This window comes from Nakamurella lactea DSM 19367, from assembly GCF_000426645.1.
GTDB lineage: Bacteria > Actinomycetota > Actinomycetes > Mycobacteriales > Nakamurellaceae > Nakamurella > Nakamurella lactea.
Map to the genome: position 1 here is coordinate 110,045 of NZ_AUFT01000005.1, position 14,967 is coordinate 125,011.

Genomic DNA, 14,967 nt, shown 5'->3' on the forward strand with positions numbered 1-14,967 from the left:
ATGAGCGAACGGGCGCCGGGGTCGACAAGCGTGCTGGACGACCTGTTCGCCGTCACCCGCGGCGAGGGCAGGGCGGCACTGGTCGGCTACCTACCGGCCGGGTATCCCGACATCCCCGGTTCGCAGGCGGTGATGCGGGCGATGCTCGACGGCGGCTGCGATCTGATCGAGGTGGGCCTGCCGTTCTCCGACCCGGTGCTCGACGGCCAGGTGATCCAGGCCGCCCAGCAACGGGCGCTGGCCGCCGGCACCCGGATCGCCGACGTGCTCCGCACCGTCGAGTCGGTGACCTCGGCCGGCGGTCGGGCCGTGGTGATGACCTACTTCAACCCCGTCCTGGCCTACGGGCCGGAACGGTTCGCGCGCGACCTGGCGGCCGCCGGCGGTTCCGGGGTGATCACCCCGGACCTGATCGTCGACGAGGCACAGTTCTGGCTGGACGCGACCGAGGGTGCGGGCATCGCGCCGATCTTCCTGGTCGCACCGTCCTCGCCGATGGACCGGATCGTGCTCACCGCCGGCGCCAGCCGCGGGTTCCTCTATGCCGCCTCGACCATGGGGGTGACCGGCACCCGTGACCAGGTGGCATCGTCCGCACCGGAATTGGTGTCCCGCTGTCGGCAGGCCACCGACCTTCCGGTCGCCGTCGGGCTGGGCGTGCGGACCGCCGACCAGGCCGCCGAGATCGCGGGCTACGCCGACGCCGTGATCGTCGGGTCCGCCTTCGTGGCACTCGCCGGAGGTCCGGGCGGTGCGGCGGCTGTGGCAGGTTTGGCCGCCGAACTCGCCACCGGGGTCCGCAGCGCCGATCGCACACACCAGGAGACCTCAGCGTGACGCATTACCTGGCCGACATCCCTTCACCGCCGCAGGGCGTCTGGCACGTCGGATCGATTGCTATCCGGGCCTACGCGCTGTTCATCATCGCCGGCATCATCATCGCCGTCATCTGGGGCGGTCGGCGGTACGTCGCCCGCGGCGGTCGACCCGGTCGGATCGCCGACCTGGCGGTCTGGGGGGTCCCGTTCGGCCTGGTCGGTGGCCGGCTGTACCACGTGATCACCGATCACGAGTTGTACTTCGGCCCCGGCCGCAACCCCTGGAAGGCGCTGGCCATCTGGGAGGGCGGGCTGGGCATCTGGGGCGCGATCGCGTTGGGCGCCTTCGGTTTCTGGCTCGGCTGCCGGCACTACAAGATCCCGTTGGCGCCGGTGGCCGATGCGCTGGCGCCGGCCATCGTCGTCGCCCAGGCGATCGGGCGGCTGGGCAACTACTTCAACCAGGAGCTGTTCGGCTCGCCCACCACGCTGCCGTGGGGCCTCGAGGTGTATCTGCGGACACCAGGCGGGGTGGCCGGCAGCGTGCAGCAGTGCGTCGACGCCGGCGTTGCCCCCGAGTTCCCGACGGACTTCATCAAGGCCACCCCCGAGGTGCTCTGCGGGGTCTACCACCCGACGTTCCTGTACGAGCTGATCTGGGATCTGCTGGTGGCTGCCGTCATCGTCTGGGCGGATCGGAAGTTCCGGCTCGGCGGCGGCCGGGTGTTCGCGCTCTACGTCGCCGGCTACACGGCCGGCCGGGGCTGGATCGAGGCGTTGCGGATCGACCCGGCCCGGACCCACATCCTCGGTCTCCGGGTGAACATCGTCGTCTCGATCGTGGTATTCCTGCTCGCGGTTGCCTACCTGATCTGGCGTCGAAAGGTCGGCCGGGAGGACCCGGCGGTCGTCGCCGGGCCGGGCGGGGCCGACAAGGACTCGGCCGGTGCGCCGCCGCCGGCCGCGGAGGGCGCGGCCGATGCGGCCGGCGTGCTGAGCACGCCGGTGGACACCATCGACGGCGCCGCGGCCGAGGACGCCGGCGAAACCGCCGGTGACGGCGTCGGGCAGCCGACCGGTGACGCCGCGGCCGAGGTCTCCGGCGAACCCGCGGCCGACGTCACCGGCGAACCGATCGGCGAGGCCGGTGACGGACCGGCCGGTGAGCCGACCGCCGGCTCCGACGTCGGTCACGATTCGGGAACGACGGATACGTCGCCCGATCGCCGTATCGGCGGCTGAGACATCGTCCTGTAACCTCCTGGACATCAGGCCACAGTCGTCCTGGACCACCCCTTCCTGCAGGGTAGGACGACAACGCGGAGAACCCGCTCCCCGTTCTGCTCTGCCGCCACTCGCTGCGCGGCCCGCCGCCGCATCGCACGAGGCGCACCACTCTCGTTCCGTTCCGCGCCATGTCGCTCGGGCAGAGCCGCCCGGCGAGAGTCACCTTCTTTCCGGAGGTCTGCGGTGCAGTTTTCGGCTATTCCCGCCCGTCAGGGCCTGTACGACCCCGCTTTCGAGCGTGATGCCTGCGGCGTTGCGGCGGTCGCGGACATTCGGGGTCGACGGAGCCATCGCATCGTGGCCGATGGTGTCACCGCACTGATCAACCTCGACCACCGTGGCGCCGCCGGCGCCGACCCGGCGGTCGGCGACGGCGCCGGGATCCTGATCCAGGTGCCGGGCGACTTCCTGCGTGAGGTCGTCGACTTCGAGCTGCCCGCTGCCGACTGCGGCCGGGGCCCCGCGGTCGGTGCGGCGAATCCCGGTGAGTCCGGCGTCGCGGCGCCGATGGAGCCCGACGGCGAGGCTTTCGCGGTCGGCAACGCGTTCCTGCCGGTCGATCCGGTGGCCAGAGCGGCCGCCAAGCAGCTGATCGCGGACATCCTGGAATCCGAGGGCCTGCAGCTGCTCGGCTGGCGCGGGGTACCGACGGAACCCGCCGCCGCCGGCGTCGGCCGGATGGCCCTGGACGTGATGCCGGCCTTCGAGCAACTGTTCATCGCGGCGCCGCCCGCGGCCAACGGCGGCCGACCGCACGGCATCGCCCTTGACCGGCTGATCTATCCGGCCCGCAAGCGGATCGAGCACGAGACCGTGGCGGCCGGCGTCGGCGTGTACCTGCCGTCGTTGTCCAGCCGCACGCTGGTCTACAAGGGCATGTTGACCACGGCACAGTTGCCGGTGTTCTTCCCGGACATCACCGACCGGCGGGTGACCAGCGCCATCGCCGTGGTGCATTCCCGCTTCTCCACCAACACCTTCCCGGCCTGGCCGCTGGCCCACCCGTACCGGTTCATCGCGCACAACGGCGAGATCAACACGATCCGTGGCAACCGGAACTGGATGCGCGCCAGGGAGACACTGCTGGCCACCGACCTCATCCCGGGCGACCTGGCCAGGGCGTTCCCGATCGTCACCCCCGACGGGTCGGACTCGGGCAGCTTCGACGAGGTGCTGGAACTGTTGCACCTCGGCGGACGATCGTTGCCGCATGCGGTGATGATGATGATCCCGGAGTCGTGGGAGAACAACACCTCGATGGACCCCCGGATCAGGGCGTTCGCCGAGTTCCACGGATCGCTGATGGAGCCTTGGGACGGGCCTGCCTGCGTCACCTTCACCGACGGCCGGCTGCTGGGTGCCGTGCTGGACCGCAACGGTCTGCGGCCGGGCCGCTGGTGGCGCACCGACGACGGCGTCGTGGTGCTGGCCAGCGAATCCGGGGTGCTGCCGATCCCGCCCGAACGGGTGGTCGCCCGCGGCCGGTTGCGGCCGGGCCGGATGTTCCTGGTGGACACCGTCGCCGGCCGGATCCTGGACGACACCGAGGTGAAGCTCGCCCTGGCCGCGGAGAAGCCGTACGGCGAGTGGACTCATGCCGGGGTGATCAGCTTGGCCGACCTGCCGGCCCGCGAACACGTTGTCGCCGCCGGCGATTCGGTGCTGCGCCGCCAGTTGGCGTTCGGCTACACCGAGGAGGAGTTGCGGATCCTAGTGGCCCCGATGGCCCGATCCGCTGCGGAGGCGATCGGGTCGATGGGCACCGACACCCCGGAACCGGTGCTCTCCCAGCGGCCCCGGATGCTCTTCGACTACTTCAGTCAACAGTTCGCCCAGGTCACCAACCCGCCGTTGGATGCGATCCGGGAAGCGGTGGTCACCTCGCTGTCCGGAGTGATCGGTCCCGAGCACAATCTGCTCGACTCCGGACCGGCCTCGTGCCGTCAGGTGATCCTGCCGTTCCCGACCATCGACAACGACGACCTGGCAAAACTGGTCGGCATCAACGCCGACGGCGACATGCCGGGGTTCGGCTCCGCGGTGATCCAGGGCCTGTACCCGGTGGCCGACGGCGGCGACGGGCTGGCCGCCGCCCTGGAACGATGTTGCGCCGATGCGGACGCCGCGATCGCCGCCGGCGCCAGAATCCTCATTCTGTCCGATCGGGACTCGGACTCGACCCTCGCACCGATTCCGTCCCTGCTGTTGACCTCCACCGTCCATCAGCACCTGGTGCGGATGAAGACCAGGACCCAGGTCGGGCTGGTGGCCGAGGCCGGTGACGCCCGCGAGGTGCACCACATCGCGTTGCTGCTGGGATACGGCGCCGCGGCGATCAATCCCTATCTGGTGCTGGAAAGTGCCGAGGACATGGCCGCTGCCGGGCTGCTCGGGGCGATCGCGCCGCGTAAGGCGGTGCGCAACACCGTGTACGCCCTCGGCAAGGGCGTGCTCAAGGTGATGAGCAAGATGGGCATCTCCACCGTCTCGTCCTACACCGGAGCGCAGGTGTTCTCCGCATTCGGACTGGACGCCTCGGTGATCGAGAGGTATTTCGCCGGGACCACCGCGGTCGCCGGCGGCACCGATCTGGATGTGATCGCCGCGGATGTGGCTGCGCGACATGCGTTGGCATTCGCCACGAACAAGGCCTCGCGTGAGCACCGCGGTCTCACCGTCGGCGGCGACTACCAGTGGCGGCGCGAGGGCGAACTGCATCTGTTCAACCCCGAGACGGTCTACCTGCTGCAGCATGCCACCCGGTCGAAGCAGGAATCGGTGTTCCAGCGTTACACCGACACGGTCGACGAACTGTCCGCCAAGGGCGGTACGCTGCGGGGTCTGTTCGAGCTGAGAACACAAGAGCAGCAAGAGATTCCGCTGGACGACGTGGAGCCAGCCAGCGAGATCGTGAAGCGCTTCGTGACCGGCGCGATGAGCTACGGATCGATCTCGATGGAAGCCCACCAGACCCTGGCGATCGCGATGAACCGGCTGGGCGGCAAGTCGAACACCGGTGAGGGCGGTGAGGATGTCGAGCGGCTGCTCGATCCCGCCCGTCGGTCGGCCATCAAGCAGGTTGCCTCGGGCCGGTTCGGGGTCACCAGCGCGTACCTGGTGAACGCCGACGAGATCCAGATCAAGATGGCTCAGGGCGCCAAACCCGGTGAGGGCGGCCAGCTCCCGGGCAACAAGGTGTATCCGTGGATCGCCGGCACCAGACACGCCACCACCGGCGTCGGGTTGATCTCGCCGCCACCGCACCACGACATCTATTCGATCGAGGATCTCAAACAGCTGATCCACGACCTGCGCAACGCCAACCCGGCGGCCAGGGTCTCGGTGAAGCTGGTGAGTGAGCCCGGGGTCGGCACCGTCGCGGCCGGCGTGGCCAAGGCGCACGCGGACACGGTGATCGTGGCGGGCTACGACGGGGGGACCGGCGCGGCTCCGCTGACGTCGCTCAAACATGCCGGACAGCCTTGGGAACTCGGACTGGCCGAGGCGCAACAGACGTTGCGGCTCAACGGGTTGCGCGCTCAGGTCCGACTGCAGGCGGACGGCGGGTTGAAGACCGGCCGGGACGTGGTGATCGCCGCGCTACTGGGCGCCGAAGAATTCGGGTTCGCCACCGCTCCGCTGGTGGTCGCCGGCTGCGTGATGATGCGGGTGTGCCATCTGGACACCTGCCCGGTCGGGATCGCCACCCAGAACCCGGTGCTGCGCGAGCGTTACACCGGAACGCCGGAGTTCGTCGAGACCTTCTTCCGCTACCTGGCCGAGCAGGTCCGCAGGTATCTGGCGCAGCTCGGGCTGCGGTCGATCGACGAGGCCGTCGGCCGGGCCGATCTGTTGCGCACCGGCCCCGCGGTCGCCCACCACCGGGCGGCCGGGCTGGATCTGTCTCCGTTGCTCCAGGTGGCCGCGGTCGACTCGCCGCACCGCAATGTCGCGCCGATCCGGCACGACCTGTCGAAGACGCTGGATGCGGTGCTGATCGAGCAGGCGTCCGCGGCGCTCGCGGACGGAACGCCGGTCCGGTTGACCGCGACCATCAAGAACACCGACCGGACCGCCGGCACCATGCTCGGGTCGGAGGTGACCCGCAGGTTCGGGCCGGATGGACTGCCGGACAACACCATCCGGGTGCAACTGACCGGGACCGCCGGCCAATCCGTCGGCGCTTTCCTGCCGCGCGGCATCTCGATCGATCTGGTCGGCGACGCCAACGACTACGTGGCCAAGGGACTGTCCGGTGGCCGATTGGTGATCCGCCCGGCCGCGGTCTCGGCGGTCGACGACGACGCCGGCGCAGACGAGTCGGTGATCGCCGGCAACACCATCGGTTACGGCGCCACCTCCGGTGAACTGTTCCTGCGGGGGACCGTCGGCGAACGATTCGCCATCCGCAATTCGGGTGCGCTGCTGGTGGCCGAGGGGACCGGCGATCACGCCTGTGAGTACATGACGGGTGGCCGGGTCGTGGTGCTCGGCCCGACCGGCCGCAATGTCGCGGCCGGGATGAGTGGCGGTATCGCCTATCTGCTCGATCCCGATCCGGCGACGGTGAACCCGGAGCTGGTCGAACTGGAACCACTGGCCGACGACGAAGTGGTCTGGTTGGGCGAGGTGGTGCACCAGCACCACCAACTCACCGAATCGCCGACCGCCGCCGCGTTGCTGGCCGACTGGCCGGCGTCGGCTGCCAGGTTCCTGCGGGTGATGCCGCGCGACTTCAAGCGGGTGCTGGAGATCCAGGCGCTGGCCGCCGGATCCGGTGCCGATCCCGACGCCCTGATCATGGAGAGCATTCATGGCTGATCCGAGTGGATTCCTCAAGCACAGCCGGCGGACGCCGGCCCGTCGCCCCGTCCCGTTGCGACTGCGGGACTGGCGCGAGGTCTACCAACCGTTCTCCGAGAAGGACTCCAGGGATCAGGCAGCGCGCTGCATGGACTGCGGAGTGCCGTTCTGCCACAATGGATGTCCGCTCGGCAACCTGATCCCGGAGTGGAACGAGCTGGCCCGGCTGGGTCGTTGGGAGGATGCGGCCGACCGGCTGCACGCGACGAACAATTTCCCGGAGTTCACCGGTCGGCTGTGTCCGGCACCCTGTGAGGCGTCGTGCGTGCTCGGCATCGGTGACGAGCCGGTGGCGATCAAGTTGTTGGAGCAGCAGATCGCCGACACGGCCATCGAATCGGGCGGCCTGACGCCACGGCCGGCGGCCGTGGCGACGGGTCGCACGGTGGCCGTCGTCGGGTCAGGGCCGGCCGGCCTGGCGGCCGCGCAGCAGCTGGCCAGGGCGGGCCATGCGGTCACCGTGTTCGAGCGGGACGGGCGGGTCGGCGGCCTGATGCGGTACGGCATTCCGGAGTTCAAGATGGACTCGGCGGTGCTCGACCGGCGGCTGGCCCAGCTGGCCGCGGAGGGCGTCAGGTTCATCACCCACTGCGAGGTCGGGGTCGACCTGGCGGTCGAAGACCTGCGCGCGGGGTTCGATGCGATTCTGTTGGCGACCGGCGCCACCGTCGCCCGCGAACTCGACGTCGAGGGCCGGCACCTGGGCGGGATCCACCTGGCCATGGAGTATCTGGTACAGGCGAACAAGGTGGTCGAGGGGGCGCTGGAACGCGCGCCGATCGACGCGGCCGGCAAACACGTGGTGATCATCGGCGGCGGCGACACCGGCGCCGACTGCTACGGAACGGCCCTGAGACAGGGCGCGGCCTCGGTGACCCAGCTGGACATCCATGCCCGGCCGCCGGAAACCAGGGACCCGTCAACCCCGTGGCCCACCTACCCGTTGATGCTGCGGATGTCGGCTGCCCACGAGGAAGGCGGCGAGCGGGTGTTCGGGGTGAACTCGACCTCCTTCGAAGGTGCGGATGGTGCGGTCACCGGACTGCACCTGGTGTCCGGGACCCGGATCCCCGGCGGATTCGTTCCGGACGAGGGCACCGACGCGCACCTGCCCGCGGACCTGGTGTTGCTGGCGTTGGGTTTCACCGGGCCGGAGACCACCGGCCTGCTGGACGGGCTGGGCGTCGGACTCACCAAACGCGGGCTGATCGGCCGGGGTGACGACTACCAGACGGATGTCCCCGGCGTCTTCGTGGCCGGCGACGCCGGCCGCGGGCAGTCGCTGATCGTCTGGGCGATCGCCGAGGGACGATCCGCGGCGGCCGGCATCGACGGCTACCTGTCCGAAGGGTCCCAGCTGCCGAATCCGCTGGCGCCGACGGCCGTGGCGCTGCGCTGACCAGCGCGCCGTCCCCGGCCGACGGCACGCCGGACGGGTATCGGACCCGACGATGTGAACCGATTCAGAAGGGTTATAGGCTGTCCGGATGGATCGTCGCGCAAAGATCGTCTGCACCCTCGGCCCGGCCACCTCGTCGCAGGAGCAGATCGACGCTCTGGTCGACGCCGGCATGGATGTCGCCCGGATGAATTTCAGCCACGGCGATCACGCCGACCACGCCGAGGTCTATCAGCATGTCCGCAACGCCGCCGCGGCCACCGGGAAGGCGGTCGGCATCCTCGCCGATCTGCAGGGCCCGAAGATTCGGCTCGGCCGGTTCACCGAGGGGCTGAGCCCGTACTGGGCGACCGGTGACGACATCGTCATCACCGTCGACGACATCGTCGGCAGCGCCGATCGGGTGTCGACCACCTATGCGGGTCTGGCGAACGATGCCCGGCCGGGCGACCGGCTGCTGATCGACGACGGCAAGGTCGGTCTGGTGGTCACCGAGGTGTCCGGAAACGACGTGCACTGCAAGGTCACCGAGGGTGGGCCGGTGTCCAACAACAAGGGCATCTCGCTGCCCGGGATGAACGTCTCGGTGCCGGCGATGAGCGAGAAGGACATCGCCGATCTCAAATTCGCCCTGTCGCTGGGCGTGGACTTCATCGCACTGTCGTTCGTCCGCTCGCCGGCCGATGTCGACCTGGTCCACCAGGTGATGGACGAGGTCGGGTCGCCGCGGCTGCCGGTGATTGCCAAATTGGAGAAGCCGGAGGCGGTGGCCAATCTCGAGGCGATCGTGTTGGCATTCGACGGGGTCATGGTGGCCAGGGGAGACCTGGGTGTCGAACTGCCGCTCGAGCAGGTGCCGCTGGTGCAGAAGCGAACCGTGCAGATCGCCAGGGAGAACGCCAAGCCGGTGATCGTGGCGACCCAGATGCTCGACTCGATGATCGAGCACTCGCGCCCCACCAGGGCCGAGGCCTCCGACGTGGCCAACGCGGTACTCGACGGCGCCGACGCGGTGATGCTCTCCGGCGAGACCTCGGTCGGCAAATACCCGATCGTCACCGTTCGGACCATGTCGCGGATCGTCGAGGCGGTGGAGAAGGAGTCGGTGGTGGCGCCGCCGCTGACCCATGTACCGCGCACCAAGCGGGGCGTGCTGTCGTATGCGGCGCGCGACATCGGCGAGCGGCTGAGCGCCAAGGCGCTGGTGGCCTTCACCCAGTCCGGCGACACCGTCCGCCGGCTCGCCCGGTTGCACACGCCGCTGCCACTGTTGGCCTTCACACCCTTGGAGTCGACCAGGAACCAGCTGTCGCTCACCTGGGGGACCGAGACCTTCGCGGTGCCCAGCGTCGACTCCACCGATGCCATGGTCCGGCAGGTCGACAGCGCGATGCTGGACGTCCCCGGGTACCACTCCGGCGACACGGTGGTGATCGTCGCCGGCTCACCGCCCAACACCTCTGGTTCGACGAACCTGATCCGGGTGCACAAGATCGGCGAGGAAGACATCAACTGAGGGAGCCGCGGGCGGCCGGCCACGGCCGGGCGACGCCCGATCGGCGCCTGCGGGCGATACGGTGACGGGCGTGACCACACCAGGCGGCGGCGAACCGACCGAGGTCGAACTGGACACCGATGGGGTTCCGCGCGGGCAGTCCGTGCTCGATGCGTTACTGCAGATGCTCGACGTTGCGGAGCTGACCCCTGACGTCTATCGCGGTCTGTCGCCGAAGAGCCGGCTGCAGCGGGTGTTCGGCGGGCAGGTCGCCGCCCAGGCGCTGGTCGCCGCCGGCCGGACGGTGGGCGCCGACCGTACCGTGCATTCGCTGCACTCCTACTTCGTCCGGCCCGGCGACCCGCGCGAGCCGATCGACTACTACGTCGACCGCACCAGGGACGGCCGGTCGTTCACCACCCGCCGGGTGGTAGCCCAGCAACAGGGCACGCCGATCTTCACCCTTTCGGCCTCGTTCCAGATTGACGAGCCCGGTGTCGATCACCAGCTGGAGATGCCGGAGGTGGCCGGCCCGGACCTGCTGCCGAGCTATCCGGAAAGGCTTGCCGGCAGCCGTCATCCGGGCCCGTGGGCGAAGATCCCACGCCCGGTGGACATCAGGTACGTCACCGATCCGCCGTGGGCGCGGGCGCTCGGGTTGCCGCTGCCGGGGGCGCACACCCAGGTGTGGTTCCGGGCCGACGGACGGATGCCGGAGGATCCGTTGCTGCACATCTGCCTGCTGACCTATGTCTCCGACCTTTTCCTGCTCGACTCGGTGCTGGCCATCCACGGCCTTGACCCGCAGCAGCGGAACCTGCAGATGGCCTCGCTGGATCATGCCGTCTGGTTCCACCGCCCGATCCGGATGGACGATTGGGTGCTCTACGACGTCAGCTCGCCGAGCGCGTCGGGTGGCCGCGGCCTAGGGTTCGGTCACTTCTTCGGGGCTGACGGCCAGATGGTCGCGACGGTGGTCCAGGAGGGTCTGGTCCGGCTGCGATGACGCCGGGGACCGAACGATCGGTGTCGGGGATCGAACGATGGGCGTCGGGGTGACGTCGAGGCGACGGGCAGCAGTAGCAGAAGCGGTGCCGCGCAACTGGTCTGCCACTGCGCCCGGATGCCGAGTCGGTGACCGGCCGCCGGTTCGGCCGGCCGGTCGCGCGGCCAATGTCCAGTTAGCACCAGGGTCGGACGGGGGGTGAGGATCAGGGTTGATTGGGGGGTCACGGGGATTCAGCATGTGTCCGGACCGGACCAGGCTGAACCTATGACGATCTTGGTGGTGCGGCGTTCGGGGCCAACCAGTGGCGGCAGTGCGACCTGGGGCTCGGGGGTGTTGCCGGTGGCGCTGTCGGTCGCCGTGCTGGCCCTGCTCGCGGCGCAGTTGCTGTCGGGACCCAGCTACGACTCGACCAAGGATCCGCTGTCCGGGCTGGAGTGGACGTCCCAGGGGTGGCTGTTCCCGGTGGCCCTGATGGCGTTGGCCGTCGGCCTGTGCTGTGCGGCGGGGGTGGTCGGCGCGGTACGACGGTGGGGATCGCTGCCGGCCGTGCTGCTCGGCCTGGCCGGCGTCGGCGGGGCGGCGGCGGCGCTGTACCCGTCGGATCCGCCGGACGCGCTGGTGATGACGGGCGTGGGCGAGGTGCATCGATGGGCGTCGACCGCGGTGCTCGTGCTGCCGCTGGTCGCCACGCTCCGGGTGGTCGCGTCACTGCGGGCGCAGGCCAGTCTGGATCCGACGGTCGCGATCATCCGGCGCCGTTTGGTGCGGTTGCTGACGCTGACCGCGGCCGCCGGGTTGATCTTCCTCGGCGGATTCCTCCCGGCGATCCTGCACTCCGATCCGGCCGTGCTCGCGGGCCTGACCGCGGTGAACGGCTTGTCGCAACGACTGCTGGCGATCCTGATGGTGGTCTGTGTCTGGCAGCTCGGCCGGTTGGCCAGGAACCGGTCGGTGCAGCGGCTCGGTGTGGAACGGCAAGCGGCACAGCGTGATCGCGGTTCCGACCCGACCCGACGCGCCGGGATCGGCCGACCGCAGCAGACCCGGACGGACGATCGCGAGCCGGTACTTGCCGGTCAGCACCGGTGAAGCAGGTCCGGTCGTCCCCGAACGGGCTACGCCCGAACGATGATGTATGACACTAATGGCGGCTATGCCGGACAAATCCGGAATCGTACGGTTGACCTCAACCGGCCGAATCGTGCCATCGCACCGCGGTTGGTCGTCGGGTCGTCGCATCGTCAGCCGAGGGGAGGCGTCAGGTGCCGCAAGCGCGTCCGACCGACCGACCCCCGTCGGACCCGGCCCCGTCAGACCCGGCCCCGTCCGGACGAGCCACGTCGGGGAGGACCGCCGTCCTGACGGGGCTGCTCGCCGGCGTGCTGCTGCTGGTAGCCGGGTGTAGTTGGGTGTCCGGCATCTTCGGTGGGTCGGACCCGTCGGCAGGAACCTCGATCTCGGTTTTCGATGTCAAGGTGGGCCAGTGTTTTCAGGCGCCGACCGCCGTGCACGCCGAGCTCTCCGACCTGATCACGGTGCCGTGCCAGACCCCGCATCGCCAGGAGTCGTTCGCGCTGCTGCCGTACCAGGCGCCGAAGGGCGCCGACCCGTCGCTGTACCCGGGGGACACCGCGCTCACCTCGTTCGCCGAGGGCAAGTGTGCTGAGGCCTTCGGTCCCTACGTCGGGGTCAGTTACCTCGACTCCTCGCTGTACTTCACCTACCTGTTGCCGTCGGCGCGCGGGTGGGAGCAGGGCGACGACCGCTCGGTGATCTGTTTCGTGACAACGACCGGTCCGGAACTCACCAGCTCGGTGAAGGGCGCGAAGCTCTGAGGCGAAAGGAAATGTGATGGGCCAATGTGTGGTGTCCGGCGCCGCGCTGATGTGCACGATGGGGATGGCGCCGTCGAGTCTGGTGGTGGTCAACCCGACCCGCCCGATAGTCGAGGGACGGCCAGCGGCGGCGATCACCGACATCGCGCCGATGGCCAATATCCCGCCCTTCGGAATGTGCCAGTCGCTGGCCAACCCCACCGTTGCCGCGGCAACCGCGGCGGCACTCGGGGTGCTGACCCCGATGCCCTGCGTGCCGGTGCCGGCGGCGCCCTGGGCGCCGGGTGGACCCACCGTGCTGGTCGGCGGATTGCCTGTCGTCACGCAGACTTCCAAGTGCATGTGCGCCTACGGGGGCGTCATTTCGGTGACCTTGCCCGGGGCAGCGACCGTCACCACACCCTGAGTCCGGCCGGGCCAACGCCGGCCGATTGCGGCCGTTTCGCGCTTTCGGGTTACAGCGAAGGGCCGCCCGGGCCGTGGAGCAGCGGAGGGTATCGGCCGAACGGGTGGTGTTCACCATCGAACAGCTCCGGATTTGGCATTTGGATGAAAGCTATTCTCACCACGCGTTCGGAATGCAATAGTTTGTACGGAATGCGATCGCGACGTGTTTCCTCCGGTCTCCGCCAATCGACGGCGACCTCACTGCACGTGATCCCCTGACAGGAGTCGGTATGCCTACCTATGCCGCCCCAGGCGTTTATGTCGAAGAAGTCGTCTCGACCCAGAAAGTCCTGAGCTCGGCGCCGACCGCGATCGCGGCCTTCGTCGGCTTCACCGAGCGGGCGCCGAGCGATGATCCGAACGACCCGGACGGACTCGCCCCGCGGCTGGTGACCAGCTGGCCGCAGTTCGAAAAGCTTTACGGGAGCTTCACTCCCGGCGCGGTGCTGCCGCTGTCGGTGTACGGGTACTTCGCCAACGGTGGAGCTCTCGCGTACATCGTCCGGGTGCCGCACACCGCACCGTCCGGCCAACCGTCCCGCCGCGAACTCCCGGCTGCGGACCGCAGTCTCGGGCTGCCGCTGGCCGTCGAGAGCCTGGAACCGGACGCCGACCTGACCTTGCAGATCAGCACTGCCGACACGCCCGGTGATGTGGAAGGCCCGTCGGCCTTCGATCTCTCGGTGCTGCAGAACGACGTGGTGGTCGAACGGTTCGAGAACCTGACGCTGGACAAGGGCGATCGGAATGTGGCGACCGTGGTGAACGGCACCTCCACCAAGGTGAAGGTCGACGTGCTGCTGGACGCCAAGACCGACCTGTCCAGCCAGATCGAGGTGCTCAAGCCCGGCAGCTACCCGCTGGAGAAGGCGGCGCCGACTCCGGTCGCGGTCAACGGGCGGAAGTTCGCCGGTTCGGAGACCGCGCGGGCCGGCATCAACGGCCTGGCCGTCGCCGAGGACGTCACCATCGTGATGGTGCCTGATCTGATCACCGCGGCCACCAAGGAGGACGGCAGCGTCGATCTGGGCCTGTGGAAGGCAGTTCAGACGTCGTTGATCAGTCACTGCGAACAGCACGGGAATCGGATGGCGTTGTTGGACGCTCCTCCCGGGATGTCGCCGCAGCAGATCAAGGAGTGGCGATCGGATGTCGCGATGTACGACTCCGGCTACGCAACCCTGTACTACCCGTGGATCAAGGTGGAGAACCCGATCGGCACCAACGGCGATGCCGAGGTGTTCATTCCGCCGAGCGGCCACATCGCCGGAGTCTGGGCCCGCACCGACGAGTCCCGTGGGGTGTGGAAGGCACCGGCGAACGACACGCTGCGCGGGTGCCTCGACGTCGAGTACGCGATCACCCAGAACGAACAGGCCATCCTCAACCCGATCGGCATCAACTGCATTCGGCCGTTCGGCACCAGAGGAATCCGGATCTGGGGCGCGCGCACCCTGTCCAGCGATTCCGACTGGCGATACATCAACGTGCGCAGGCTGTTCAACATGGTCGAGAGCACCATCGCCGAAGGCACCCAGTGGGCCGTCTTCGAGCCGAACGACGTCGCGCTCTGGGAAGGCATCAAGCGCACCCTCAACGCCTTCCTCAAGGGCTTGTGGAGCGCGGGCGCTCTGTTCGGGCAGTCGGTGGACCAGGCGTTCTACGTCAAGTGCGACGCCGAGACCAATCCACCCGAGTCGATCGATCAGGGTCTGCTGATCGTCGAGGTCGGCATCGCCCCGGTCAAACCGGCCGAGTTCGTCGTCTTCCGGATCGCCCAGCACAAGCAGGTGGCGAACTGATGTGTCCGTTGC

Annotated in this window: 10 protein-coding genes; all 10 read left to right on the forward strand. The window is 69.0% G+C overall.

The features are described from left to right. On the forward strand, nt 1–837 hold the full coding sequence (trpA, locus tag K340_RS0103830) for a tryptophan synthase subunit alpha (protein ID WP_029135735.1): 837 nt from the start codon (nt 1–3) through the stop codon (nt 835–837). Next, nucleotides 834–2,060, forward strand: a complete 1,227-nt coding sequence (lgt, locus tag K340_RS27305; RefSeq protein ID WP_084614018.1) for a prolipoprotein diacylglyceryl transferase — start codon at nt 834–836, stop codon at nt 2,058–2,060. The genes trpA and lgt overlap by 4 nt, the downstream gene beginning before the upstream one ends. Nucleotides 2,061–2,288: 228 nt before the next feature. After that, on the forward strand, nt 2,289–6,926 hold the full coding sequence (gltB, locus tag K340_RS0103840; RefSeq protein ID WP_029135736.1) for a glutamate synthase large subunit: 4,638 nt from the start codon (nt 2,289–2,291) through the stop codon (nt 6,924–6,926). Further along, nucleotides 6,919–8,367, forward strand: a complete 1,449-nt coding sequence (locus tag K340_RS0103845; protein ID WP_029135737.1) for a glutamate synthase subunit beta — start codon at nt 6,919–6,921, stop codon at nt 8,365–8,367. The genes gltB and K340_RS0103845 overlap by 8 nt, the downstream gene beginning before the upstream one ends. 88 nt (nt 8,368–8,455) lie before the next feature. Then, nucleotides 8,456–9,883, forward strand: a complete 1,428-nt coding sequence (gene pyk / locus K340_RS0103850) for a pyruvate kinase (protein ID WP_029135738.1) — start codon at nt 8,456–8,458, stop codon at nt 9,881–9,883. A gap of 70 nt (nt 9,884–9,953) precedes the next feature. Continuing rightward, complete coding sequence (locus K340_RS0103855) at nt 9,954–10,868, forward strand: acyl-CoA thioesterase (protein WP_029135739.1); 915 nt, start codon at nt 9,954–9,956, stop codon at nt 10,866–10,868. A gap of 267 nt (nt 10,869–11,135) precedes the next feature. Further along, the gene (locus K340_RS0103860) at nt 11,136–11,960 is read left to right on the forward strand and encodes a DUF998 domain-containing protein (RefSeq protein WP_029135740.1); all 825 of its coding nucleotides are present in this window, start codon (nt 11,136–11,138) and stop codon (nt 11,958–11,960) included. 173 nt (nt 11,961–12,133) lie between these two features. Further along, the gene (locus K340_RS27310; RefSeq protein ID WP_051265014.1) at nt 12,134–12,706 is read left to right on the forward strand and encodes a septum formation family protein; all 573 of its coding nucleotides are present in this window, start codon (nt 12,134–12,136) and stop codon (nt 12,704–12,706) included. Between the two features lie 16 nt (nt 12,707–12,722). Further along, nucleotides 12,723–13,112, forward strand: a complete 390-nt coding sequence (locus tag K340_RS0103870; protein WP_029135741.1) for a DUF4280 domain-containing protein — start codon at nt 12,723–12,725, stop codon at nt 13,110–13,112. 271 nt (nt 13,113–13,383) lie between these two features. Beyond that, the gene (locus K340_RS0103875) at nt 13,384–14,955 is read left to right on the forward strand and encodes a phage tail sheath family protein (protein ID WP_029135742.1); all 1,572 of its coding nucleotides are present in this window, start codon (nt 13,384–13,386) and stop codon (nt 14,953–14,955) included. Nucleotides 14,956–14,967: the final 12 nt, after the last annotated feature.